The following is a 24,040-nucleotide window of genomic DNA, read 5'->3' on the forward strand; positions in this document are numbered from 1 at the left end:
GGTTTACTGGAATCTGTCCCAGGTTAACATTTACAATTACTTACTAATTTTCAATAGAATACTAACTTAATTATAAACATCATTCGACAAATTTCAACTAGTTTATTCGACAAATTTTTCGACAAATGTCGAAGTGGAAGTAACACTCCATCAAGAGTTGCAGAAATGAAAGAGGATAGAAAAAGTTTTTGCTCAATCCTTAACAATACTGGGGTAAACCATGTATAATAGTTATAAAAAATAGGTTATGATGTTGATATATATAGGAAGTTGAAAACGATCATCGCTCTCGTCCATCGGGCGGGAGTTTTCTACTTTTATATGTTTCGATTATAGGGAGGTAATTTTTGATGGTAGCCGATAAAAAAACTTTTTACATTACAACACCTATCTATTATCCAAGTGGTAATTTACATATTGGTCATGCGTATACGACAGTGGCGGGAGATGCGATGGCCCGTTATAAACGTCTTAAGGGCTTTGATGTGATGTACTTAACCGGTACAGATGAGCACGGACAAAAGATTCAGCGAAAAGCCGAAGAAAAAGGTGTTACTTCTCAACAATATGTAGACGATATTGTGTCAGGCATTAAAGATCTTTGGGAAAAGCTTGATATATCTTATGATGATTTCATTCGTACAACGGAAAGCCGCCATAAAGAAGTAGTAGAGAAGATTTTCAAACAGTTACTAGATCAAGGCGATATTTATTTGGATGAATATGAAGGATGGTATTCTGTTCCAGATGAAACATACTACAGAGAACATCAGCTTGTAGATCCGATTCATGAAAATGGAAAAGTAGTGGGAGGAAAGAGTCCTGACAGCGGCCATCCGGTTGAGTTGGTGAGAGAGCAGTCTTACTTCTTCCGCATGGGTAAATATGTGGACCGCCTGCTGCAATATTACGATGAAAATCCGGAATTCATCCAACCAGAATCCAGAAAAAATGAAATGGTTAACAACTTCATCAAACCAGGCCTTGAAGACCTTGCCGTTTCTAGAACTTCATTCGACTGGGGAGTAAAAGTCCCTGGAGATCCAAAGCACGTAATTTATGTGTGGATTGATGCATTGTCCAACTATATTACGGCACTTGGTTATGGAACGGACAATGATGAAAAATATATGAAATATTGGCCTGCAGATGTTCACCTTGTAGGAAAAGAAATTGTCCGCTTTCACACGATTTACTGGCCTATCATGTTGATGGCATTGGATCTGCCACTTCCAAAGAAAGTTTTTGCACATGGTTGGCTTTTAATGAAAGATGGAAAAATGTCCAAGTCTAAAGGAAATGTTGTGGACCCAGTTACTTTAATTGACCGTTATGGACTTGACGCGTTGAGATATTATCTTTTAAGAGAAGTTCCGTTTGGAGCGGATGGTGTCTTCACACCGGAGGGCTTCGTGGAAAGAGTGAACTTTGACCTTGCCAATGACCTTGGAAACTTACTGAACAGAACGGTTGCCATGATTGATAAGTACTTTGAGGGTGAAGTTCCTGTTTACAACGGTAATATAACAGAGTTTGACCAGACGTTAAGCGATCTTGCAGTTAACACGGTTCAACAGTATGAAAATGCGATGGAAAACATGGAATTCTCTGTAGCGTTATCTTCTATCTGGCAGCTTGTGAGCAGAACGAACAAATATATAGATGAAACACAACCATGGGTGCTGGCAAAAAATGATGAGACGAAAGATCAGTTGGCTTCTGCCATGGCCCATCTTGCGGAGTCACTAAGATTCATCGGGATCCTCCTTAAGCCGTTCCTGACTAGAACACCAGGTAAGATCTTCGCGCAACTTGGAGTTAAAGAGTCATTGACGACTTGGGAAAGTTTATCTTCATTCGGTCAGATTTCTGCGGGAACAAAGACAGTGAAAGCAGACCCTATTTTCCCACGCCTTGATGTAAAAGAAGAGGTGGAGCATATTAAACAAGTGATGCAGCCTTCTGCACCGGCAGAAAAGGCGGAGGAAAAAGTGGTAGAAGAAGCACCGCCGGCATCTGAAGAAATCACGTTTGATGATTTTATGAAAATAGATTTGCGTGTTGCGGAAGTGACGCACTGTGAGCCAGTGAAAAAGGCCGACAAGCTATTAAAGCTTCAGTTAGATCTTGGATATGAAAAGAGACAGGTAGTGTCCGGAATCGCGAAGTTTTACAAGCCAGAGGAGCTGGTTGGAAAGCGAGTTATTTGCGTAACGAACTTGAAGCCTGTTAAACTACGCGGAGAGTTATCAGAAGGAATGATCCTAGCAGGTGAAAAGGATGGCGTATTATCCTTGGCTTCTGTGGACGCGTCTCTGCCGCTAGGTGCTAAAGTTAAATAATTAGTTTTTGGATAAAATAATTTTAAAACGTTAAGAGGTGTTTCACGTGTAACAACGGGTTGCACCTCTTTGTTTCTTTTTTTGAATACTATTTGTTTATATTATTTTAGAAAAAGGATTTAATTATCAGTTCAACCAATATTTAACGGGAGTGTTTTATATGTTATTTGATACACATGTGCATTTAAATGCAGATCAATATGAGGAAGATTTACAAGAGGTAATTGACCGTGCCCAAGCTGAAAAAGTAACGAACATGGTTGTGGTAGGTTTTGACCGGAAGACAATCACAAGAGCGATGGAGCTTGTGGAAAAATATGATTTTCTTTATGCAGCGGTTGGTTGGCATCCGGTTGATGCGATAGATATGACCGAAGACGACCTGGCTTGGATAGAGGATCTCGCCTCCCATGAAAAAGTAGTGGCAATTGGAGAAATGGGGCTTGATTATCATTGGGACAAATCCCCGAAAGAAATACAAAAGGAAGTGTTTCGCAAACAGATCCAGCTGGCGAAAAAAGTGAATCTACCTATCGTCATCCATAACAGGGACGCAACAGCAGATGTGGTGCAAATTTTGAAAGAAGAAGATGCCAAAGAAGTGGGAGGAATCATGCACTGCTTTACAGGCAGCTTGGAAGTGGCGAAAGAATGCATGGAAATGAATTTCTATATTTCATTTGGCGGGCCTGTCACATTTAAAAATGCGAAAAAACCAAAAGAAGTGGTAAAAGAGATTCCGATGGAAAAGCTACTCATCGAAACAGACTGCCCATATCTTACGCCCCATCCATATCGAGGGAAAAGAAATGAGCCAGGGTATGTGAGGCTCGTTGCAGAACAAATTGCAGAGTTGAAAGAATTAACGATAGAGGAAGTAGCAGAAAAAACAACAGCAAATGCTAAGAAATTATTCGGCATAAAATGACAAAGAAACTTGTCAAAAATGGCGGATACTTGTCCAATTCGAGGGAAAACAAATAAGTTCTACCTCTCTACTTCTCCTCATAGGATAATCGTGTCGATAGTTTTCACTTCCCTTTTGTGAGAATTTTCCGCATAATAGACATTACGGTCGAGCCAATGGAAAGGGTTGACAAGTTACATAACTGTCTATATAATCCATTCGAGGAGAAGGAGGCGTTTTTTTACATGTTACATAGCATGAAAAAACTGTTTTCTGGTAAGTTGAGCAGGACGAAACTGGCCATTACTTTAACTAGTTTCATAGTCTTCTCAACCATACTTGGCTTTGGTGTCTTTCATGGCACAAAGGCTGCTGTAACAGTGAATGTGGACGGTGAGGAAGTCACGGTGCGCACGCACGCAAAAACTGTAGCGGATATTCTAAAAGAGTTGGACATAGAAGTCCATCCTGAGGACAAATTGGAGCCTTCAAAGGATACCGTTGTCAGCGATTCCATGCAGATTGTCTGGGATCCTGCGAAAGAAGTGAAACTTGTCATCGATGATGAGGAACACGCAATGTATACGACAGCAGAGACAGTACAAGATTTCTTAGCAGAAAGAGATATAGATATAAAAGAGCATGATAAAGTTAGTCAAGATTTAAATACCCCACTTAAAGACAATTTAGTCATCGCCATTGAAAAGGCATTTGAAGTGACTTTAGATGTCGGGGGAAAAAAACAACAAGTATGGTCTACTTCGACTACGGTCGCTGACTTTTTAGAACAGCACGATATCACAGTAAATGATCTTGACCGAGTGGAGCCTAGTCTAGAAGAATTGGTAGCAAAAGATACTGTAGTTAATATTACTAGAGTTGAAAAGGTCACCGATGTAGTGGAAGAGCCTATTGAATTTGGTGTTGTAACACAAAATGATAGTTCCCTTGATAAGGGAAAAGAGCAAGTGGTCCAGCAAGGTGAAAACGGCACCGTTGCAAATCATTATGAAGTCATATTAGAGAACGGCAAGGAAGTTTCCCGTGAATTGGTGAAAACAGAAACGGTGAAAGAATCGTTAGATCGCATCGTTGCTGTCGGAACAAAAGCTCCGCCACAACCAAAACCTCAACAGGTTGTGTCACGTAGCACGGAATCAAGTTCTAAAGAGTTTTATGTTTCCTCTACTGCCTATACAGCTTTTTGTAATGGATGTAGCGGTGTGACAAGTACGGGCATTAATTTAAGAACAAATCCGGGAGCAAAGGTAATTGCAGTAGATCCAAGTGTCATTCCTTTAGGGACAAAAGTCTATGTGGAGGGCTATGGATATGCTGTTGCCGGAGATACTGGTGGAGCAATCAAAGGCCACAAAATTGATGTTTTCTTTCCTGATAAAGATGCTGCTTATCGTTGGGGTAGGAAGAAAGTGAAAATCAAGATACTTGATTAATGATAGGTGATAGTTCGTTCAAGCAGGGGTTTCTTCATACCTCTGCTTTTTTCTGTTAAAATAAATATTAGTAATAAAAGACAAAATAAAGTAGAATACATACTATTGTTTGTTTTTGCTGTTCATAACATTAGACGTTTACCATAGACGAAAAGTTTCACTCTTTTGGAGGAAAAAATGAAAATAAAAGAAATTATTGTGGTGGAAGGAAAAGATGATACGGTTGCCATCAAGCGGGCTGTTGATGCTGATACTATTGAAACAGGTGGTTCGGCCATCAATGAGGAGATATTGAATCGTATTAGGCATGCCCAGGACACCAGAGGCGTCATTGTCTTCACAGATCCTGACTATCCTGGTGAAAAAATCCGCCATACCATCAGACAGGCTGTTCCCGGCTGTAAACACGCTTTTTTGCCTAAGGATAAGGCCCGCGGCAAAAAAGGCAAAGGAATAGGGGTAGAACACGCCACAGTGAGTGACATTCAACAAGCGCTTGAAGGGCTGCATCAAGAATATGAACAAGAGACAGAAGAGATACCCTTTGAAGCCCTTGTCTATTACGGGCTTGTTGCAGGTCCGCAAGCTAAAAGTAGAAGAGAACGCATCGGCGTAGAACTGAACATTGGATATACAAATGGCAAGCAATTGCAAAAGCGTCTGCAGATGTTCCATATCTCTTTAGAAAGATTAAAACAAGCAGTAACGAAAATTGACCAGGAGGAGCAATAAATGCATAAAGATATTGCCACACCGAAAAGAACGAAAGAAATATTGGATAAGTACGGCTTCTCTTTTAAAAAGAGTTTGGGACAGAACTTCCTGATCGACACAAATATCCTAAGGAATATTGTGGAGTATGGGGAAGTGTCGGAAAAAACAGCTGCCATTGAAATAGGTCCGGGGATTGGTGCGTTAACAGAACAGATTGCAAAAAGAGCCGGAAAGGTTTTCGCGTTTGAAATTGATCAGAGACTGTTGCCAATCTTAGAAGACACCCTCTCTCCTTATGATAATGTTACGGTTATTCATAAAGATATTCTAAAGGCGGATGTAACAGAACTGATTGGTGAAGAGTTAAAGGCGTATGAAGAAGTGAGAGTGATAGCCAACCTTCCATACTACGTTACCACCCCTATCATCATGAAGTTGTTGCAAGAGGGTTTACCCCTTAAAAGCATTACTGTCATGCTGCAAAAGGAAGTGGCAGAGCGAATGGCCGCAAAGCCCGGTACCAAGGAATATGGGTCCCTTTCGATTGCAGTGCAGTATTTTACACAAGCGGAAACAGTGATGATTGTCCCCAAAACGGTGTTTGTGCCACAACCTAATGTGGACTCTGCTGTCATTCGTCTCGTCGTTCGGGAGGAGCCGCCTGTACGTGTGAAGGATGAGGACTTCTTCTTTGAAGTGGTTCGCGCAAGCTTTGGACAACGAAGAAAAACGATCTTAAATAACTTGCAAAGCAACCTGCCTGATGGAAAAGCAAAGAAACAAGGAATTGAAGCGGCCCTTGCCACTACTTCCATCGATCCAAAAAGGCGCGGGGAGACGCTTTCCATTGAAGAATTTGGTGCTTTGAGTGATGAATTGTTCCCACTGTTTAAAACGGAAACGACCTGATTAGGGTCGTTTTTTTGTTTATGAAATCCAGTTGATCTCCGTTCCAGGCGCTTCGCTTGCCTGCGGGCGGTCCGTGAGCCTCCTCACTTCGTTGCGGAGTCTCACCTGTCCCTTCCTCCCGCGGGCGTCTGCGCGCCTTCCACTCCAATCAACTTGGGTTATGCATTCAGCAGTGAATATTCATTATTAAAAAATGGATAAATCTTTTTTACAATGGATAAATCACTTTTGTAATGGATAAATAGTTTTTACGATGGATATAAGTGTCTTTACAATGGATAAAATCAATTTACAATGGATAAACGAAAATTCAACCGATATTCGAGTAACTAACCCAGCTAATATGAATGGTTTTGTCCCAAATTAATAAGAAAGCACAAAAAAACTGCCACAACATCAAGTATTCCCTCCAGATGTGGCAGTTTTATAATTCCCTGAAAATGAGTTCGAGCCAATGCGTTCACAACCTTCATTACACCAAGGAAAGTGCTCACACACGTAAAGTTACCTGCATACTCTAGGTTAGATAGACCGTTGGGGTAAATGCCTTCTCCCAGTTGGAGGGAAAAATGATGCTGAAAATTGGAGACATTGTTGCACGAAAATCTTATAATTATGATCTTTTATTTCGTGTGATGGATATACATGAGAATGAATTAAAACAGCGTGTTGTTTTATTATATGGGGAAGATGTCAGGCTGATGGCAGATGCCCCTTACGAAGACCTGAAAGTAGTAGATGGAAAAGAGCAGATGACCAGGAAGCAAAGGGCGGAATCCAAGGTCAACAGATCTTTGCTACTCCTGCAACAGGACTATCAGCTAATTCGGGAAAAAAATGAATACGAGGCAACAGGTGGCTATAGTACAGAGCAAAACTATTTTCAAGTGCCAGGAAAGGTCTTGCATTTGGATGGAGATCCTTTGTATTTGAAAAAGTGCTTGGAGCTTTACGAAAGAATCGGCGTCCCTGTCAACGGAGTACATGCAAATGAAAAAGAAATGCCTCTAAAAATAACCGAATTGATGGAAAAGTATCGACCGGATATCTTAGTCATCACCGGTCATGATGCATACTCCAAGAGCAAGGGGAAAGTGAACGACCTCAAAGCATATCGCCACTCTTGGCATTTTGTGCAAACCGTGAAAGAAGCTCGCCGGATCCAACCAAACCTCGATCAATTAGTCATTTTTGCAGGCGCGTGCCAGTCCCACTTTGAATCATTGATACAGGCAGGCGCAAACTTTGCAAGCTCCCCATCTCGAGTGAATATACATGCGCTCGATCCGGTTTATATAGTGGGTAGAATTTGTTTTACTCCTTTTATGGAACGAGTAAATGTATGGGATTTATTGAAAAATACATTAACAGGAGATAAGGGACTTGGAGGTATTGAAACAAGAGGGGTTTTACGAACGGGGATGCCTTTTAGACCTTATAAAGAAGATGAAGATGCGGATGATGACTCTTAACGTTGTGAAGTTAAGGGTTTTTTGTCGTATTTTAGCCCAATGAATTTAATCTAAAAACCACTCCTGGTAAGGATAAAAAGGTAATTTATAATTTTATACATAATTAGTCCCCTATATGCGCATAGTAAATGTAGACATATGAAGATAATTGTAGACAGAAATGTATTGACAGGTTGCTTTTGTGGTTGTTATAATTTTAAGTTTTATTTGATTTTTTGTTAAAATTATGTTACACTAACTATAGTATAGTGAGGTGGAGTAAAATGGGAAAAACGTTAGTAGATATCAAAAGAACGTTAGATTCTAATTTAGGTAAAAAGTTAACTCTTCGTGCTAACGGTGGTCGTAGAAAGACAATTGAGCGCATAGGGATATTAGCAGAAACTTATCCATCAGTATTTGTAATAGAACTAGATCAAGACGAAAATGCTTTTGAACGTGTATCCTACAGCTATGCAGATGTCCTCACAGAGACGGTACAACTTACATTTTTCGAAGAAGGCAATATGGCCATAAGTGGGCAGTAGACAACTATGTTTGCTGCTTTTTATTTTGCCCTTTTAATAACATATAGCTGGTGATTGGAGCAAAAGGCGAAGACTCCTGAGGGAGATAGCGCTAGGTGGAGACCCCGCAGGCTTGCCGAGGAGGCTCCAGCAGCGCCCCTAGGAAAGCGAAGCCGTTTGCGGAAATCAACAGCGGCGTTTAAAGCAACCCTCCTAAAAATACATATATAACCGCTTATAAAAACACAAAACCCCTCCAATACTAATACTGTCGCGTTTATCGATCAATGAGGAGGGCTTTTATCATGAGCAGAAGACGAAGCATAATGTCTCATCAGCTAAAAGAGGAACTGGCAAAAGAACTTGGTTTCTATGATGTCGTCCAAAGCGAAGGCTGGGGCGGAATCAAAGCCAAGGATGCCGGCAACATGGTAAAACGTGCCATAGAATTGGCAGAGCGACAACTTGTACAAAATCAACATAAATAGATAAATGGAGAACCGAAGTGAAAGCCACTTCGGTTTTTTGGCAACTCAGAAAAAGCAGATCACTTTTGAAAACATAATATTTCCCATTCATGGAGATATTTCTGACAAGGAATATGGTACAATACATAGATAATTGGAGACGAATGAAGAAGGTGAAGAAAGTGAGACTGTTAGAAAAAGCACCAGCGAAAATAAACTTATCGCTAGATGTGCTACATAAGCGTCCAGACGGATTCCATGAAGTAAAGATGATTATGACCACCATTGATTTAGCTGACCGTATCGAACTGTCAGAGCGAAAGGATGGTCAAATCACCATTCTATCTCATAATCGATATGTTCCAGACGATAATCGAAATTTGGCCTACCAGGCAGCGGCCCTGTTGAAGGAACGGTTTAACGTGAAGCAAGGGGTTTCCATTGGAATTACAAAGGTGATTCCTGTTGCAGCAGGATTAGCTGGCGGAAGCAGTGACGCGGCTGCCACGCTACGCGGTTTGAACAGGCTTTGGAAACTGGGGCTTACCTTAGACGAACTGGCCGAGATTGGAGCTGAAATTGGTTCTGATGTGTCGTTTTGTGTATATGGGGGAACGGCGCTTGCAACAGGACGAGGAGAAATTGTTCAACATATCCCTGCTCCGCCTCATAGTTGGATTGTTCTTGCGAAGCCGACAATTGGCGTATCAACAGCAGAAGTGTATAATAACCTCGACCTTAGTAAGGTTGAGCATCCCGATGTAGAAGGAATGCTTGCTGCCATCCATGAAAATGATTATGAGAAAATGATCGGGCTTGTTGGCAATGTCTTGGAGAGTGTTACATTAAGGCTTTATCCTGAAGTGGCACATATAAAAGAACAGATGAAGAAATTCGGGGCAGATGCCGTTTTGATGAGTGGTAGTGGCCCGACTGTCTTCGGAATTATTCAATATGACTCTAGAATGCACCGCATTTGCAATGGATTGAGAGGGTTCTGTGATCAAGTGTTTGCCGTCAGAATCCTTGGCGAGCGGAACAGTCTTGATTAAATCCGGATATTAATGTTATATTTACATTAGAATATTCGGATTTTAGGAGGAAAAAGCATGAAATTACGTCGAAGTGGTCGTCTTGTGGACATGACGCATTATTTGCTGCAGCATCCACAAGGGTTAGTTCCGCTTTCCTTCTTTGCTGACCGTTATGGGTCTGCAAAGTCTTCCATCAGTGAAGATCTTGGAATCATTAAACAAACATTCGAACAGCAAGGAATCGGAACGCTTGTGACGGTCCCAGGTGCTGCTGGCGGTGTCAGGTATATCCCATATGTAAGTCATGAAGAGGCATCTGCCTATCTAGAAGAATTGTGCGAAATGATCGCAAAACCGGAAAGATTGCTGCCTGGCGGTTACTTATATATGACGGATATTCTTGGCAACCCGAAAGTTTTAAACAAAGTCGGGAAAATGTTCGCAACAGCATTCAGTCATAAAAAAGTGGATGTTGTGATGACGATGGCGACAAAAGGGATTCCACTTGCACATGCAGTGGCAAGCTTTTTAAATGTGCCGGTTGTTATTGTAAGACGTGACAGCAGGGTCACAGAAGGTTCTACAGTGAGCATTAATTATGTTTCTGGTTCATCCAAACGAATTCAAACGATGGTCCTGGCAAAAAGAAGCTTAGAAACGGGCTCGAATGTCTTGATTATCGATGACTTTATGAAGGCCGGCGGGACGGTCAGCGGAATGGTGAACTTGCTTGCTGAGTTTCAAGCGAACGTAGCGGGCATCGGTATTCTAGTGGAGTCTGAAAACATCGAAGAACGCCTGGTGGATGACTATGTTTCCTTGGCTAAGTTGGAAAAGGTCAGTGAAAGAGACCGACAGATAGAAGTGCAGCAAGGTAACTATCTTCAGCATGTGAAAGAAAATATTACAATAAACTAAAGGGTGTGTAAGTTCATGAAAGTTGTTCATACAGATGCCGCTCCAAAAGCGATAGGTCCATATTCCCAGGGGATCATCGTCAACAATCTTTTTTACAGTTCAGGTCAAATACCGTTATTGCCAAATGGAGAATTACTTGAAGGGGATGTGAAAGAACAAACTCATCAAGTATTCAAGAACTTGCAAGCGGTTTTAGAAGAAGCCGGTGCTTCCTTGGAAACAGTAGTGAAAGCCACTGTTTTCATTAAAGATATGAATCAATTTGGAGAAATAAATGAAGTGTATGGAGAGTATTTCTCTACACACAAACCTGCAAGATCATGTGTGGAGGTTGCACGATTACCGAAAGATGTTCTTGTGGAGATAGAAGTTATCGCTCTAGTAAAATAGAATCTGTTCTTTTTACACCAATTTGCCCAAAATTTTCAAAAAAATTTTGAAAATAAGAAGGAATTCTAGAAAATTTAGAGAATTTATAATACTAAGTTTTTTATTGGGACAAAAGGTGGTGAACAGAATGGAAGTAACTGACGTAAGATTACGCCGCGTAAATACCGATGGTCGCATGAGAGCTATCGCATCTATTACATTAGATCATGAATTCGTTGTTCATGACATCCGTGTAATTGATGGAAACAATGGCTTGTTCGTTGCAATGCCAAGTAAACGTACGCCGGATGGAGAATTCCGCGATATCGCGCACCCGATCAACTCCGGGACGCGTGGAAAAATCCAAGAAGCGGTTCTAGCAGAGTACCACCGCTTAGGCGAATTAGAAGTAGAATACGAAGAAGCGGGTGCTTCTTGATTGATAAAAAGGTGAAACAGGCTGTTATGCGGCCTGTTTTTTCTTTTGGTCTTTTTTTGACAAAAAAATGTACTTTCGTGTACTTCCTTGAAATGGGCACCGTTTTAGGATATATTCGTAATGGATAATTAGGTGAAAATGGAGGCCGTTATGATAAATCGATATGCCGTAATATTAGCAGCTGGACAAGGTACACGGATGAAATCCAAATTATATAAAGTGTTACACCCTGTTTGTGGCAAGCCTATGGTTCAACATGTCGTGGATCATGTTTCTGCACTCAATTTTGAGAAGATTGTAACAGTGGTCGGACATGGAGCGGAGACAGTAAAGAGCCATCTTGGAACAAAAAGCGAGTATGCCCTTCAGGCAGAACAGTTGGGAACAGCGCATGCAGTCATGCAAGCTGCGCCAATGTTACAAGATAAAAAAGGCGTAACACTGGTCATTTGTGGAGATACTCCACTTATTACACCGGAAACGATGCAGGAACTGCTTGATCTTCACGAAAACACGGGGGCAAAAGCTACCATTCTGACAGCTTATGCAGAAGATCCTACCGGGTATGGACGCATTATCCGCAATAGCGAAGGACATGTCGGGAAAATTGTGGAGCACAAGGACGCTAACGAAGATGAGCGTAAAGTGACAGAAATCAATACAGGTACTTACTGCTTCGACAATGAGGCACTTTTTACAGCGCTAAACAATGTTTCCAATGACAATGTGCAAGGAGAATATTACCTTCCAGATGTTATTGAAATATTGAAAGAACAAGGCGATATCGTTTCTGCCTACCAAACATTGGACTTTGATGAAACACTTGGAGTCAATGACAGAGTGGCACTTTCTCAGGCCGAAAAAACCATGAAGAAAAGAATTAATAAAAAACATATGATCAATGGAGTTAGCATCATTGATCCAGATAATACGTATATCTCAGCAGATGCAGAGATTGGCAGAGATACTGTCATCAACCCTGGCACCGTTATCTTGGGTGAGACGAAAATCGGGGAAGATTGCATCATCGGACCGAACTCCGAGATTAAAGACTGCCAAATCGGGGACCGTACAACCATCCGCCAATCTGTGGCACATGACAGCGAAATTGGAGTCGATGTAAATATCGGACCGTTTGCTCACGTGAGACCTGATTCCAAAATTGGAAATGAAGTAAAGCTCGGTAACTTTGTGGAAGTGAAAAAAGCGACATTTGGAAACGGAAGCAAGGCTTCTCATCTTAGCTATATTGGAGATGCGGAAGTTGGAGCGGATGTAAACCTTGGATGCGGGTCTATCACCGTCAACTATGATGGAAAAAAGAAATACTTAACCAAAATTGAAGATGGTGTGTTTGTAGGTTGCAACTCCAACTTGGTGGCACCTGTAACAATCGGCAAAAACGCCTATGTTGCAGCAGGCTCCACTATCACAGAAGATGTGCCAGGAGAAGCCCTCTCCATCGCACGCGCACGCCAAGTAAACAAAGAAAACTACGTAAACAAGCTTAACAATAAATAAATCGACTATTTTAGAGAGTTTTACAGCTGTTGATTGGAGCATAGGGCGAAGACTTCTGAGGGAGATAGCGGTAGCTTGAGACCCCCGAGCGTTGTGAGGAGGCTCAAGCAGCGCCCCTAGGAAAGCGAAGCTCGGTGCGGAAATCAACAGCGGTGTTTAACAAAGTCATTAAAAGAAGCCATTAAAAAAACCTAGCGGAGGGTTCAAGATATCATGCCAAAGTATGCAGATTCTAATCTAAAGATTTTTACGTTAAATTCCAACACAGCCTTAGCGGAAGAAATTGCTCAACATGTAGGTGTTCCAATCGGAAAATGTTCCGTTGCCCGTTTCAGTGATGGAGAAGTCCAAATAAACATCGAGGAAAGCATCCGTGGTTGTGACGTGTATGTTATCCAATCTACAAGCGCACCTGTAAACGAACATATCATGGAGACGCTTATCATGATTGACGCACTAAAACGTGCTTCTGCAAAAACGATTAACATTGTAATGCCATACTACGGTTATGGAAGACAAGACCGTAAAGCGCGAGCTCGTGAGCCGATCACGGCTAAACTAGTGGCAAACCTATTAGAAACTGCTGGAGCAGACCGCGTCATCACGCTTGATCTGCATGCACCGCAAATTCAAGGATTCTTTGATATCCTGATTGACCACTTAATGGGTGTTCCAATTCTGGCGGAATACTTCGATAGCAAGCAGCTAGAAGACCTTGTAATCGTATCCCCTGACCATGGTGGGGTAACAAGAGCAAGAAAGCTAGCAGATCGCTTGAAAGCGCCGATTGCGATCATCGACAAACGCAGACCTCGTCCAAATGTTGCAGAGGTTATGAACATTGTTGGTCATATCGAAGGAAGAACGGCAATCTTGATCGATGACATGATTGATACTGCGGGAACCATAACATTAGCGGCAAATGCCTTGATTGAAAATGGAGCAAAAGAAGTATATGCATGCTGTACACACCCAGTACTGTCAGGCCCTGCGATTGAACGTATTCAAAACTCTAAAATTAAAGAGTTGGTAATCACAAACACCATCTCTTTACCAGAAGAGAAGAAAATAGAAAAAATCACGCAATTGTCTGTTGCACAACTTATTGCTGAAGCAATTATTCGTGTGCATGAAGAGAAATCCGTTAGTACTTTATTTGATTAATCGTAAGAATCATGTTTAACCTTCCGTAAATTGGGGAAATTGAATGAGAGACAAGTATTTTATTTTCCCAGGAAGGTGATAAGAATGTCAGTATTACATGCAAATGAACGTACAGAATTCAAAGGATCTTCAAAAACCAAAATCCGTGAGGAAGGATTAATTCCAGCGGTTGTTTACGGGAATGATACAGAAAATAAATCTATTACTGTCAATAGTAAGGAATTTATTAAAACGATTCGTGAAACAGGACGAAACGGCATCATTTCGCTTGAAATCGGCTCAGATAAGCGCAAAGTAATGCTTTACGATTATCAGATTAACCCGTTGAAAAGCCTGGAATTCGTCCACTTGGACTTCCATGTGGTTGATTTTAAATCAGAGATTGATGTAGATGTTACGGTTCACGTTACAGGCGATGCAAAAGGTGTGAAAGATGGGGGAGTCTTGCAACAAGTTCTCCATGAAGTCTCCATCAAAGTACTTCCAAACAACGTACCGGATTCCATTGATGTGGATGTAACGGAACTAGACGTGAATGAAAATATCACAATCGGCGATTTAAAATCAGGTAAATACAGCTTCAATCATGAAGATGATGAAGTGGTTGCTTCCATCTTACCTCCACGACAAGAAGAGGAAATCGATCCTGGCGAAGAACAAGAACCAGGCGAGCCTGAACTTGTAGAAGGTAGAGAAAACAAGGAAAGCACAGAGGAGGCGTAACCTTTAAGGTTACGTCTTTTCTCTTGTTGCGGAGAAGATTTTCTAAACACTGTGGCATGAGGAGTTCAATTATGGAGGTTAGTAGCTAAGGAAATTAGATGATTAAAAATGCCCAAAGCCACAAGGAAAAAGAGTAAACGGTCAAATAGAGGGCTTCTATATGCCCGAAGGCACGAGGAAAAGCGGTAAACGGTCAAATAGAGGGCTTCTATACGCCCGAAGGCAAGAGTGAAAAGAGTAAACGGTCAAATAGAATGCTTCTATACGCCCGAAGGCAAGAGTGAAAAGAGTAAACGGTCAAATAGAGGGCTTCTATATGCCCGAAGGCGCGAAGAAAACGCGCAAACAGTCGTATAGCGCTCTTTAACCACCCAGTGGCTTCTAAACTCCAGTAATATAGAGTTGTTTTAATCGACTAGACCCCTTCTCATTTCCTTTTCACCCCATGTTCAAGTAAAATGAAAGATAGCGAATAGGTTTGTGGGAGGTATTCATGAAAAAATTTTTGCAATCCTTATTTGGTAAAGAGCAAGACGTTTCAGGAGGAAAAATAATGAAAATATTTGTGGGGCTTGGAAATCCAGGCCGTCAATATGAAGAAACAAGGCACAATATCGGATTTATGGTAATAGATGAATTAGCAGACAAATGGAACATCCCATTAACACAGTCCAAATTCAAAGGGGTTTTCGGACAAGGTACCATAAACGGCGAAAAAGTACTATTAGTGAAGCCTCTTACATATATGAATTTATCGGGGGAATGTGTTCGCCCGTTATTAGACTTCTATAAGCTAGATGTAGAGGATCTTGTGATAATATATGATGACTTAGACTTGCCTGCGGGAAAGCTGCGTCTTCGCCAAAAGGGTAGTGCCGGGGGGCATAATGGTATTAAGTCCTTGATACAGCACCTACAGACCCAGAATTTCAACCGTATTAGAATGGGAATTGACCGTCCGAAAAACGGACCTTCCATTTCAGATTATGTGCTTGGGAAATTTCACGCTGAAGAGCGTCCGGCAATCGATGACAGTATAAAAAAAGCGGCAGAAGCTTGTGAAGAAAACTTGTCAAAAGAATTCCTTCAAGTAATGAACACTTTTAATCAGTAATAGAATGTTAAGGTAGCTTTTCTGAGCTTCTTCAAACCCAACACACCTTGTATAACAATGTTTCCCACTGTTCATACTATTGGTAAAAGAGGCCATTTTCTAGGCCTTGCAGAAAAGTGGAGGGAAAAGGGATGGCTATCCATTATCATTGCAGACATTGCGGCTATAAAGTCGGCACCATCGATTCCAAATCGGTATTTTCAGAAGAACTGGGTTTTCATCAACTGTCGGATACAGAACGACATGAAATGATAGCATATCAACAAAATGGTGATGTACATGTTAAAACGATTTGTGAGGATTGCCAGGAAGCCCTTGACCGGAACCCTGACTGGCATGAACAAGAACGGTTCATACAATAGAGCAGATAAATTAGCTTTGGTGAGACACCAAAGCCTTTTTGCGTCTGAGAAGCTCAATGATAAAAAAGAAGAATATAAAACATTAATCATAGAGAGGGGAGGGTGTTTGTCATGAAGGGTTTTATTCCATATTTCAGTGAAAATGATGATTTCCAGTCGGTTTTGGTTGGCCTGCAAGAGGGGTTGCAAGAACAGTTGATTTCAGGAATTTCTAATTCGGCAAGATCCATGTTAATTGCGGCGTTGTATGAAGAAAGAAAGGCGCCAATCCTGCTCATCACCCATAATTTATTTCATGCCCAAAAGGTGTATGACGACTTGGCAAGCTTCCTGCCGGAGGATCAACTGTATCTTTACCCTGTAAACGATGTGTTGGCGGCAGAAATCGGAATCGCCAGTCCAGAACTTAAAGCACAGCGCGTAGAGGCCCTTAACCATTGGGCTACTAAAAATAATGGGATTATTATCGCACCCATCGCAGGGTTAAAAAGAATCCTCCCATCTAAAGAAAAATGGCAGCAAACGTTGTTGACCATTGAAGTGGATAAGACGTTGGAACTCGATAACTTAGCAGAACGTCTCGTCAGGTTCGGATATCAGCGCGTAGGAATGGTGGCAACGCCAGGAGATTTCAGTATTAGAGGCGGAATCATCGACATCTACCCTATCACAGAGGAATATGCCGTTCGGATTGAACTTTTTGATGACGAAGTGGAGTCGATCCGTTATTTTACGGTAGAAGATCAACGTTCTCAAAAACATATGGATACGGTAACCATTGGTCCAGCAACGGAGATGCTCCTTACAGATCAAGAGCTTGCGAATGGCCTGGAGGTTTTGGAAAAGGAACTGGCCAAAACGATTAAAAAGGTGAAAAATGATAAAGTAAAACAGTTGTTAACGGAAAATATCTCCTATGAACTAGAACAAATACGCAACGGACAAGTGTTTTCAGAGCTGTACAAATATCTTTCATTCTTTTACAGTTCACCAGCTAGTTTACTAGATTACATTCCTCGGGGCGGCTTAGTGATCATGGATGAAATCAGCAGAATCCATGAAACGGCAGAAAGTCTTGACAAAGAGGAAGCAGAGTGGCTTGTAGAGCTATTGGCAGAAGGAAAAGCGGTGCATGACCTGAAGTTTTCCCATTCTTTTGCCCAGATAGTACATAGCAAAAAGCAACCTTTTCTTTATCTATCCCTTTTCTTACGAGCAGTGCCGCATACTCATCCAGAAAACTTGATTAATATGTCTTCTAAGAGTATGCAGCATTTCCACGGGCAGATGCACCTGCTAAAATCGGAAATTGAGCGTTGGAGAAAAGCAAACTATGCGATTGTGGTCCTTGCTTCCAACCAAGAGCGGATGGAAAAGCTAGAGACAGTGTTTGCTGATTATGAAATGGATATTAGAAAGCTTTCCAAAGGGTCGGCCTTTGCCCATGGCGAGGTCCAACTTGTGGAGGGAGACCTGCAATCAGGTTTTGAATTACCGATGCAAAAGCTTGCGGTCATCACAGAGGAAGAGCTTTTTAAGAAGAAAGCAAAAAAGCCTAAAAACAGACAAAAGCTATCGAACGCAGAACGAATTAAAAATTACACCGAATTGAATGTTGGCGATTATGTGGTCCATATCAACCACGGAATCGGTAAATATTTAGGAATTGAAACACTAGATATTAATGGCCTTCATAAAGATTATATTCATATTAAATATCAAGGTTCTGATAAACTTTATGTCCCTGTTGAGCAAATAGATCAGGTGCAGAAATATGTAGGTTCTGAAGGAAAAGAACCGAAAGTTTATAAGCTTGGTGGCACCGACTGGAAAAAGGTCAAAAATAAAGTGGAGTCGTCTGTCCAAGACATTGCAGATGACCTGATCAAGCTATATGCCGAAAGAGAAGCGAGTGTCGGTCATGCCTTTTCACCAGATGGAGAAATGCAAAGAGAGTTTGAAGCAACCTTCCCTTATCAGGAGACAGAAGATCAGTTGCGATCCATCCATGAAATCAAATTGGATATGGAAAAAACTCGCCCGATGGATCGATTGCTGTGCGGAGATGTGGGCTATGGTAAAACGGAAGTTGCCATCAGGGCTGCTTTTAAGGCGATTACAGACGGCAAACAGGTAGCCATTTTGGTTCCAACCACTATTTTGGCACAACAGCATTATGAAACGATCAGGGAAAGATTCCAAGATTACCCTATTAATATAGGCCTGTTGAGCCGTTTCCGATCAAGAAAACAACAGACGGAAACGATGAAAGGGCTTGGAAATGGAACGGTGGATATTGTTGTTGGGACACACCGATTATTGTCCAAAGATATTAAATACAAAGACCTAGGCTTGTTAATTATTGATGAAGAACAGCGTTTTGGAGTTACCCATAAGGAAAAAATCAAACAGCTTAAAGCTAATATCGATGTGCTTACCCTGACTGCAACGCCAATTCCGCGGACCCTTCATATGTCGATGCTCGGGGTGCGTGACTTGTCTGTCATTGAGACACCGCCGGAAAACCGTTTCCCAGTGCAAACGTATGTGATGGAATATAACGGGAACCTGGTAAAGGAAGCGATTGAAAGAGAGCTGGCACGAGGCGGTCAAATTTATTTCTTATATAACAGGGTGGAAGATATCGAGCGAAAAGCGGATGAGATCTCCATGCTTGTTCCAGAGGCGCGTGTCACCTATGCACATGGAAAAATGACCGAAAACGAACTAGAGTCGGTGATGATTCAGTTTCTTGAAGGAGAAGCGGAAGTGCTTGTCAGTACGACCATCATTGAAACAGGTGTGGACATTCCAAATGTTAATACATTGATCGTCTTTGATGCAGATAGAATGGGATTGTCCCAGCTTTATCAGCTCAGAGGACGCGTAGGAAGGTCCAATCGTGTGGCATATGCCTATTTCACGTATCGAAAAGATAAAGTGCTCACAGAAGTGGCTGAGAAACGCCTGCAATCCATCAAGGAATTCACAGAGCTTGGTTCAGGATTCAAAATTGCCATGCGTGACCTTTCCATTCGCGGAGCTGGAAATCTGTTAGGTGCCCAGCAACACGGATTTATTGATTCAGTCGGATTTGATATGTATTCCCAGATGCTAAAAGAAGCAATCGAGCAGCGCCAAGGTCCGAAAGATGCCAAAAAGGCGCATGAAATCTCCATTGATGTGGAGCTTGATGCGTACATTCCTGAGTCCTATATCCCGGACAGTAAGCAAAAGATCGATATGTATAAGCGTTTCCGCGGATTAGAGTCTAAAGAGGATCTTTTGGAGCTTCAAGATGAAATGAAGGACCGTTTCGGTAACTACCCAAAAGAAGTCGATTATTTATTCCAAGTATCAGAGATGAGAGTCTATGGTCTAAAGGAAAAAGTGGATACCATCAAACAAACAAAACAAGAGTTGGTCATTCTTCTTTCAGAGGAAGCAAGCGCCATTATTGATGGCCAAAAGCTATTCTTATTAGGAAATGAGTTTGGTAGGATGGTGAGCCTCGGTATGGAAGGAAAGCACCTGAAGATTGTCATCCAGACGAAACGATCTGCGACAGAAGAGTGGATACAGGTGGCCATTTCCATGATAAAAGGACTAGAAAAAGTAAAAAAAGAAAGCGTGAATGCTTCCTCATAGGTTTGAGTTTGTGAAGAAACGTCTATATAAATACTGGGGGAATTTACTATCAGAAAAAAACTTTTCCAACATGTATATAACTCCCTGAGTGTAGGATACTAACTTCAACGAATGGTGAATTCTTCAAAAGCAGGACATATTGATCAATTCCACCAATTTAACTCATCTCTTTTTATCATCGGATGAAGGAGGCAACTTAAGACAATGAAAGCAACTGGTATTGTACGTCGTATTGATGACCTCGGTCGCGTTGTAATTCCTAAAGAAATAAGAAGAACCCTGCGTATTCGCGAGGGTGACCCGCTTGAGATTTTCGTCGATCGGGATGGAGAGGTAATCTTAAAGAAATACTCTCCAATTAGTGAACTTAGCGATTTCGCTAAGGAATATGCGGAAGCTCTCTATGATAGCCTGGGCCACCCGGTGTTAATCTGTGATCGCGATACGTTTATTGCTGTCGCTGGGAGCTCTAAAAAGGAATACTTGAACAAAAGCATCAGCGAAGTCGTGGAGAAATCCATGGAAGATCGCAATTCCGTGTTAAAAACGGATGAACAGCAGTTGGCAATTGTCGACGGGCACGTAGAACCACTTTCATCTTATACCATTGGACCTATCGTGGCGAACGGAGATCCGATTGGGGCAGTGGTGATCATGTCCAAAGATAAGTCGCTTGGAGAAGTGGAACAGAAAGCAGTGGAAACAGCTGCAGGCTTCCTTGCAAGACAGATGGAGCAATAATAATTAAGTGGAAGCAACGGGCATGCGTGTCTGTTGCTTCTTTTCTTATGTCTCTAAACCTTGCTAATATGCTATAATTATACAATTGTACGAATACCTTTAAGGCGGGCTTTTTTATGAATGATTTATCACCACACTCCTATCAAAAGGTCTTTAAAGGCGCTATGATACTGACGATTGCAGGGATTATTATTAAAATCCTCAGTGCAGCATATCGCGTTCCTTTTCAAAACATCGTAGGAGATATCGGCTTTTATATTTATCAGCAGGTATATCCCTTTTATGGGGTGGCTATCATTTTATCTACATATGGCTTTCCGGTTGTCATTTCTAAAATCATCGCAGAACACCCGGAGAGCACAAGGGAGCAAGCGGCACGGAAAATACGCTGGGTGTCCTTTGGTTTCTTGACACTTGTGGGTTTGAGCTTTTTCCTGTTGCTTTACTTTGGTGCGACCCACTTGGCAGCTTTTATGGGAGATTTGGAACTCTCCATATTAATTAAAATTGTTGCGTTCTCTTTTTTGGTGTTGCCTTTGGTCTCTGTCTGGAGAGGAAGCTTTCAGGGACTTGGGGAAATGACACCGACAGCCGTTTCGCAAGTCAGTGAACAGGTAATTAGAGTAGGGACGATCTTGGTGCTATCCTATCTGCTTATGAACGGAGGATTTTCCCTCTATGAAGTAGGTGCAGGTGCCATATTCGGTTCAGTCATTGGGGGATTTGCAGCCGTACTTGCTCTGTTGTTCTTTTATCAAAAGAGGAAAAGGAAGCAAAAGCATACGGATGTACCTTCAAATATGCTTCCGTCTTCGAAGTCTATTGTAAAGGTTTTGATGCTTCAAGGCTTTACCATTTGCATCAGTTCGTTGTTGCTGGTCCTTTTTCAGATGGTGGACGCGTTCACTATTTACGCGGGGTTATTGGAAGCAGGAATCAACGAACAACAAGCTAAAGAGCTTAAAGGGGTCTATGACAGGGGACAACCGCTTATTCAACTTGGAACGGTGGTGGCAACGGCATTCTCGCTATCTCTTGTCCCATACATAATTCTCTCTAAGGGGAAGGACGTGAAAGAAAAGATAAGTCTCTCCATCCGTGTAAGTATTGTGGTGGGAGCAGGAGCAGCTGTGGGTCTGGCCTGGCTGATCAAACCGGTGAATATGATGCTTTTTTCCAATGAAAACGGCTACCACGTTCTAATGGTCCTTGGTTTGTCGATTCTCTTTTGCAGCATTTCCCTGACAGCAGCTGCTATTTTGCAGGGGCTTGGCAACCCTTATCTTCCGGCTCTTTTCGTAGGTATCGGGATCGGCTTTAAATATTTGCTGAATGTCTTATTGATTCCCGACCATTCGACATTGGGAGCGGCGATCGCTACATTGTTGGCGTTCAGTTCAGTCGCCATCATGATGATCCTGGCGTTAAAAAAGAAGACAGGCACTTCTATTTTTGAGAGAATGCCAACCGTCCCCTTGCTTGTAAGCATCGCGATGATGTCTGCCGTTTTGACAGTCTATCTGCTTCTGACAGATTCACTCATAGGCGATAGCCGTACGATGGCCACCTTCCAAAGCATAGTGGGAGTGATAATCGGAGGACTCACCTACCTATTAATTTTAATAAAAAATCACTTTTTTACAAAAGAAGAACTTATGCTTCTCCCACTAGGAAAGAAATTGGTGAAGCTTTTAAAATAATAATAAAGTTGGTGTCCATTTATGAATATGATAAAGGTTCTGGGGCTTGGTGCAGGGGATCTTGAACAGCTTCCCATGGGAGTGTACAAGCAATTAATGAAGGCGGAACATCTTTACCTTCGAACGAAAGAGCATCCTGTTATTGAGGAGCTTGAACGGGAAGGGCTCACCTACGAGTCGTTTGATGCCATCTATGAACAGGAAGGTACATTCGGCACAGTATATGAAAGAATTGCAGAAGAACTGATCAATCTTAGTGCAGATAAGGAAATTGTGTATGCTGTTCCTGGACATCCGCTTGTTGCGGAAAAAACCGTGCAAATCTTGCTTGAAAAAGAAAAAGAAGGCAGTATTACTCTCGACATCAAAGGCGGACAAAGCTTCCTTGACCCGATGTTTACAGCAGTAGGGCTTGATCCGATTGACGGCTTTCAATTTCATGATGCAACCGCGCTTGTAAAAGAAGCGATTGAACCGACCCAGGCGATGATTTTCTGCCAGGTATATGATGCTTTCATTGCTTCAGAAGTGAAACTCACCTTGATGGAGGTCTTGCCTGATGACTATCCCGTGACGATTGTAACGGCAGCGGGATCTTCCTTAGAACAGATTACAGAGGTACCGTTATATGAACTTGATAGGGTGGCAGAAATCAATAACCTGACAAGCGTCTATGTCCCGGCAGTGAAAGAGGAGGAGGTACTCTATAAACAATTCTCTTCTTTTAGAAAAACCATTGCGACTTTAAGAGGTCCTGATGGCTGCCCGTGGGATCAGAAGCAAACGCATGAATCTTTGAAAAAATATTTAATTGAAGAAGCATATGAATTGCTCGATGCCATTGATGAGGAAGACACAGATGGGATCATTGAGGAACTTGGGGACGTTCTTTTACAAGTACTGCTACATGCCCAAATTGGCGAGGATGAAGGGTATTTTAGCATAGAAGATGTAATAGAAGGAGTCAATGAGAAGATGATCCGCAGACATCCTCATGTATTTGCCCACACTTCTGTTGAGGATGCAGACGATGTTATCACCAATTGGGAAGCAATCAAAGCAGAGGAAAAGGGAGAAAGGGCCGAGCAGTCCATTCTAGATTCCGTTGCAAAAGGGCTTCCTAATCTTACGAAAGCATTCCAATATCAGAAAAAAGCCGGAAAAGTTGGGTTCGATTGGGATGATGTTGCACCACTGTGGGATAAAGTAAACGAGGAAATCGCTGAGTTGCAGGAAGAATTGGCAAAGGATTCAAGTTCTGACCTTGTGGCCGCAGAATTCGGAGACGTACTTTTTGCCCTCGTCAACATTGCAAGATACTATAAAATAGATCCAGAAGAAGCGGTGGCCCAAACCAACCGGAAATTTTATCGCAGGTTTACTTTTATTGAAAAGAAGGTAAAGGAATTAGGGCACTCCTTCGAGAATCTATCATTAGAACAATTAGATGCTATCTGGGAAGAAGCAAAAAAGAACGGGTTATAAATTGATGAAGATTCTCGGTTCCTATGCAGATATCCTAGCTGGTGATTGAAG

Annotated in this window: 21 protein-coding genes; all 21 read left to right on the top strand. The window is 41.9% G+C overall.

Features of this window, described 5'->3' with window-relative positions; translation table 11 throughout:
- Positions 1–350: 350 nt before the first annotated feature.
- Entirely contained in the window at positions 351–2,342 is a 1,992-nt protein-coding gene (gene metG / locus B4U37_RS00230) for a methionine--tRNA ligase (RefSeq protein ID WP_088016631.1), read from the top strand.
- Positions 2,343–2,502: 160 nt separating this feature from the next.
- Positions 2,503–3,270, top strand: a complete 768-nt coding sequence (locus tag B4U37_RS00235) for a TatD family hydrolase (protein ID WP_088016632.1) — start codon at positions 2,503–2,505, stop codon at positions 3,268–3,270.
- A 155-nt stretch (positions 3,271–3,425) separates the two neighbouring features.
- Entirely contained in the window at positions 3,426–4,703 is a 1,278-nt protein-coding gene (locus B4U37_RS00240) for a G5 and 3D domain-containing protein (protein WP_245840025.1), read from the top strand.
- A gap of 177 nt (positions 4,704–4,880) precedes the next feature.
- Positions 4,881–5,435 carry a ribonuclease M5 gene (gene rnmV / locus B4U37_RS00245; RefSeq protein WP_088016634.1) on the top strand — a complete coding sequence of 185 codons (555 nt, stop codon included), beginning with the start codon at positions 4,881–4,883 and terminating at the stop codon, positions 5,433–5,435.
- Positions 5,436–6,326, top strand: coding sequence for a 16S rRNA (adenine(1518)-N(6)/adenine(1519)-N(6))-dimethyltransferase RsmA (gene rsmA, locus B4U37_RS00250; RefSeq protein ID WP_010191371.1), 891 nt, complete (start codon positions 5,436–5,438; stop codon positions 6,324–6,326). It begins immediately after the preceding gene.
- Positions 6,327–6,895: 569 nt separating this feature from the next.
- Positions 6,896–7,798, top strand: coding sequence for a sporulation peptidase YabG (gene yabG / locus B4U37_RS00255; RefSeq protein ID WP_088016635.1), 903 nt, complete (start codon positions 6,896–6,898; stop codon positions 7,796–7,798).
- A 263-nt stretch (positions 7,799–8,061) separates the two neighbouring features.
- The gene (veg, locus tag B4U37_RS00260) at positions 8,062–8,325 is read left to right on the top strand and encodes a biofilm formation stimulator Veg (RefSeq protein WP_010191377.1); all 264 of its coding nucleotides are present in this window, start codon (positions 8,062–8,064) and stop codon (positions 8,323–8,325) included.
- Positions 8,326–8,609: 284 nt separating this feature from the next.
- Entirely contained in the window at positions 8,610–8,792 is a 183-nt protein-coding gene (locus B4U37_RS00265; protein ID WP_010191378.1) for a small, acid-soluble spore protein, alpha/beta type, read from the top strand.
- A 161-nt stretch (positions 8,793–8,953) separates the two neighbouring features.
- A complete protein-coding gene (gene ispE / locus B4U37_RS00270; RefSeq protein WP_088020066.1) occupies positions 8,954–9,823 on the top strand; it encodes a 4-(cytidine 5'-diphospho)-2-C-methyl-D-erythritol kinase in 870 nt (289 codons plus the stop codon).
- Between the two features lie 57 nt (positions 9,824–9,880).
- Positions 9,881–10,723: a pur operon repressor gene (gene purR / locus B4U37_RS00275; RefSeq protein ID WP_088016636.1), complete on the top strand. Its 843-nt coding sequence runs from the start codon at positions 9,881–9,883 to the stop codon at positions 10,721–10,723.
- A 15-nt stretch (positions 10,724–10,738) separates the two neighbouring features.
- The gene (gene ridA, locus B4U37_RS00280; RefSeq protein ID WP_088016637.1) at positions 10,739–11,113 is read left to right on the top strand and encodes a 2-iminobutanoate/2-iminopropanoate deaminase; all 375 of its coding nucleotides are present in this window, start codon (positions 10,739–10,741) and stop codon (positions 11,111–11,113) included.
- Between the two features lie 127 nt (positions 11,114–11,240).
- Complete coding sequence (gene spoVG, locus B4U37_RS00285; RefSeq protein ID WP_010191385.1) at positions 11,241–11,531, top strand: septation regulator SpoVG; 291 nt, start codon at positions 11,241–11,243, stop codon at positions 11,529–11,531.
- A 150-nt stretch (positions 11,532–11,681) separates the two neighbouring features.
- On the top strand, positions 11,682–13,052 hold the full coding sequence (glmU, locus tag B4U37_RS00290) for a bifunctional UDP-N-acetylglucosamine diphosphorylase/glucosamine-1-phosphate N-acetyltransferase GlmU (protein ID WP_088016638.1): 1,371 nt from the start codon (positions 11,682–11,684) through the stop codon (positions 13,050–13,052).
- A gap of 213 nt (positions 13,053–13,265) precedes the next feature.
- Positions 13,266–14,216, top strand: coding sequence for a ribose-phosphate diphosphokinase (locus tag B4U37_RS00295; protein WP_010191388.1), 951 nt, complete (start codon positions 13,266–13,268; stop codon positions 14,214–14,216).
- An 84-nt stretch (positions 14,217–14,300) separates the two neighbouring features.
- Positions 14,301–14,939 (top strand): 50S ribosomal protein L25/general stress protein Ctc, encoded by a 639-nt coding sequence (locus B4U37_RS00300; RefSeq protein ID WP_088016639.1) that lies wholly within the window; start codon positions 14,301–14,303, stop codon positions 14,937–14,939.
- A 553-nt stretch (positions 14,940–15,492) separates the two neighbouring features.
- Positions 15,493–16,053 (top strand): aminoacyl-tRNA hydrolase, encoded by a 561-nt coding sequence (gene pth / locus B4U37_RS00305; protein WP_088020068.1) that lies wholly within the window; start codon positions 15,493–15,495, stop codon positions 16,051–16,053.
- A 131-nt stretch (positions 16,054–16,184) separates the two neighbouring features.
- The gene (gene fin, locus B4U37_RS00310) at positions 16,185–16,415 is read left to right on the top strand and encodes an anti-sigma-F factor Fin (RefSeq protein ID WP_010191394.1); all 231 of its coding nucleotides are present in this window, start codon (positions 16,185–16,187) and stop codon (positions 16,413–16,415) included.
- Positions 16,416–16,526: 111 nt separating this feature from the next.
- Entirely contained in the window at positions 16,527–20,063 is a 3,537-nt protein-coding gene (gene mfd / locus B4U37_RS00315; protein WP_088016640.1) for a transcription-repair coupling factor, read from the top strand.
- Positions 20,064–20,267: 204 nt separating this feature from the next.
- A complete protein-coding gene (spoVT, locus tag B4U37_RS00320; RefSeq protein WP_010191397.1) occupies positions 20,268–20,804 on the top strand; it encodes a stage V sporulation protein T in 537 nt (178 codons plus the stop codon).
- Positions 20,805–20,920: 116 nt separating this feature from the next.
- The gene (locus tag B4U37_RS00325; protein WP_088016641.1) at positions 20,921–22,504 is read left to right on the top strand and encodes a putative polysaccharide biosynthesis protein; all 1,584 of its coding nucleotides are present in this window, start codon (positions 20,921–20,923) and stop codon (positions 22,502–22,504) included.
- Positions 22,505–22,525: 21 nt separating this feature from the next.
- Complete coding sequence (gene yabN / locus B4U37_RS00330) at positions 22,526–23,989, top strand: bifunctional methyltransferase/pyrophosphohydrolase YabN (RefSeq protein WP_088016642.1); 1,464 nt, start codon at positions 22,526–22,528, stop codon at positions 23,987–23,989.
- Positions 23,990–24,040 lie beyond the last annotated feature (51 nt).

Origin of the sequence: Sutcliffiella horikoshii (genome assembly GCF_002157855.1) — a bacterium.
Lineage (GTDB): Bacteria > Bacillota > Bacilli > Bacillales > Bacillaceae_I > Sutcliffiella_A > Sutcliffiella_A horikoshii_C.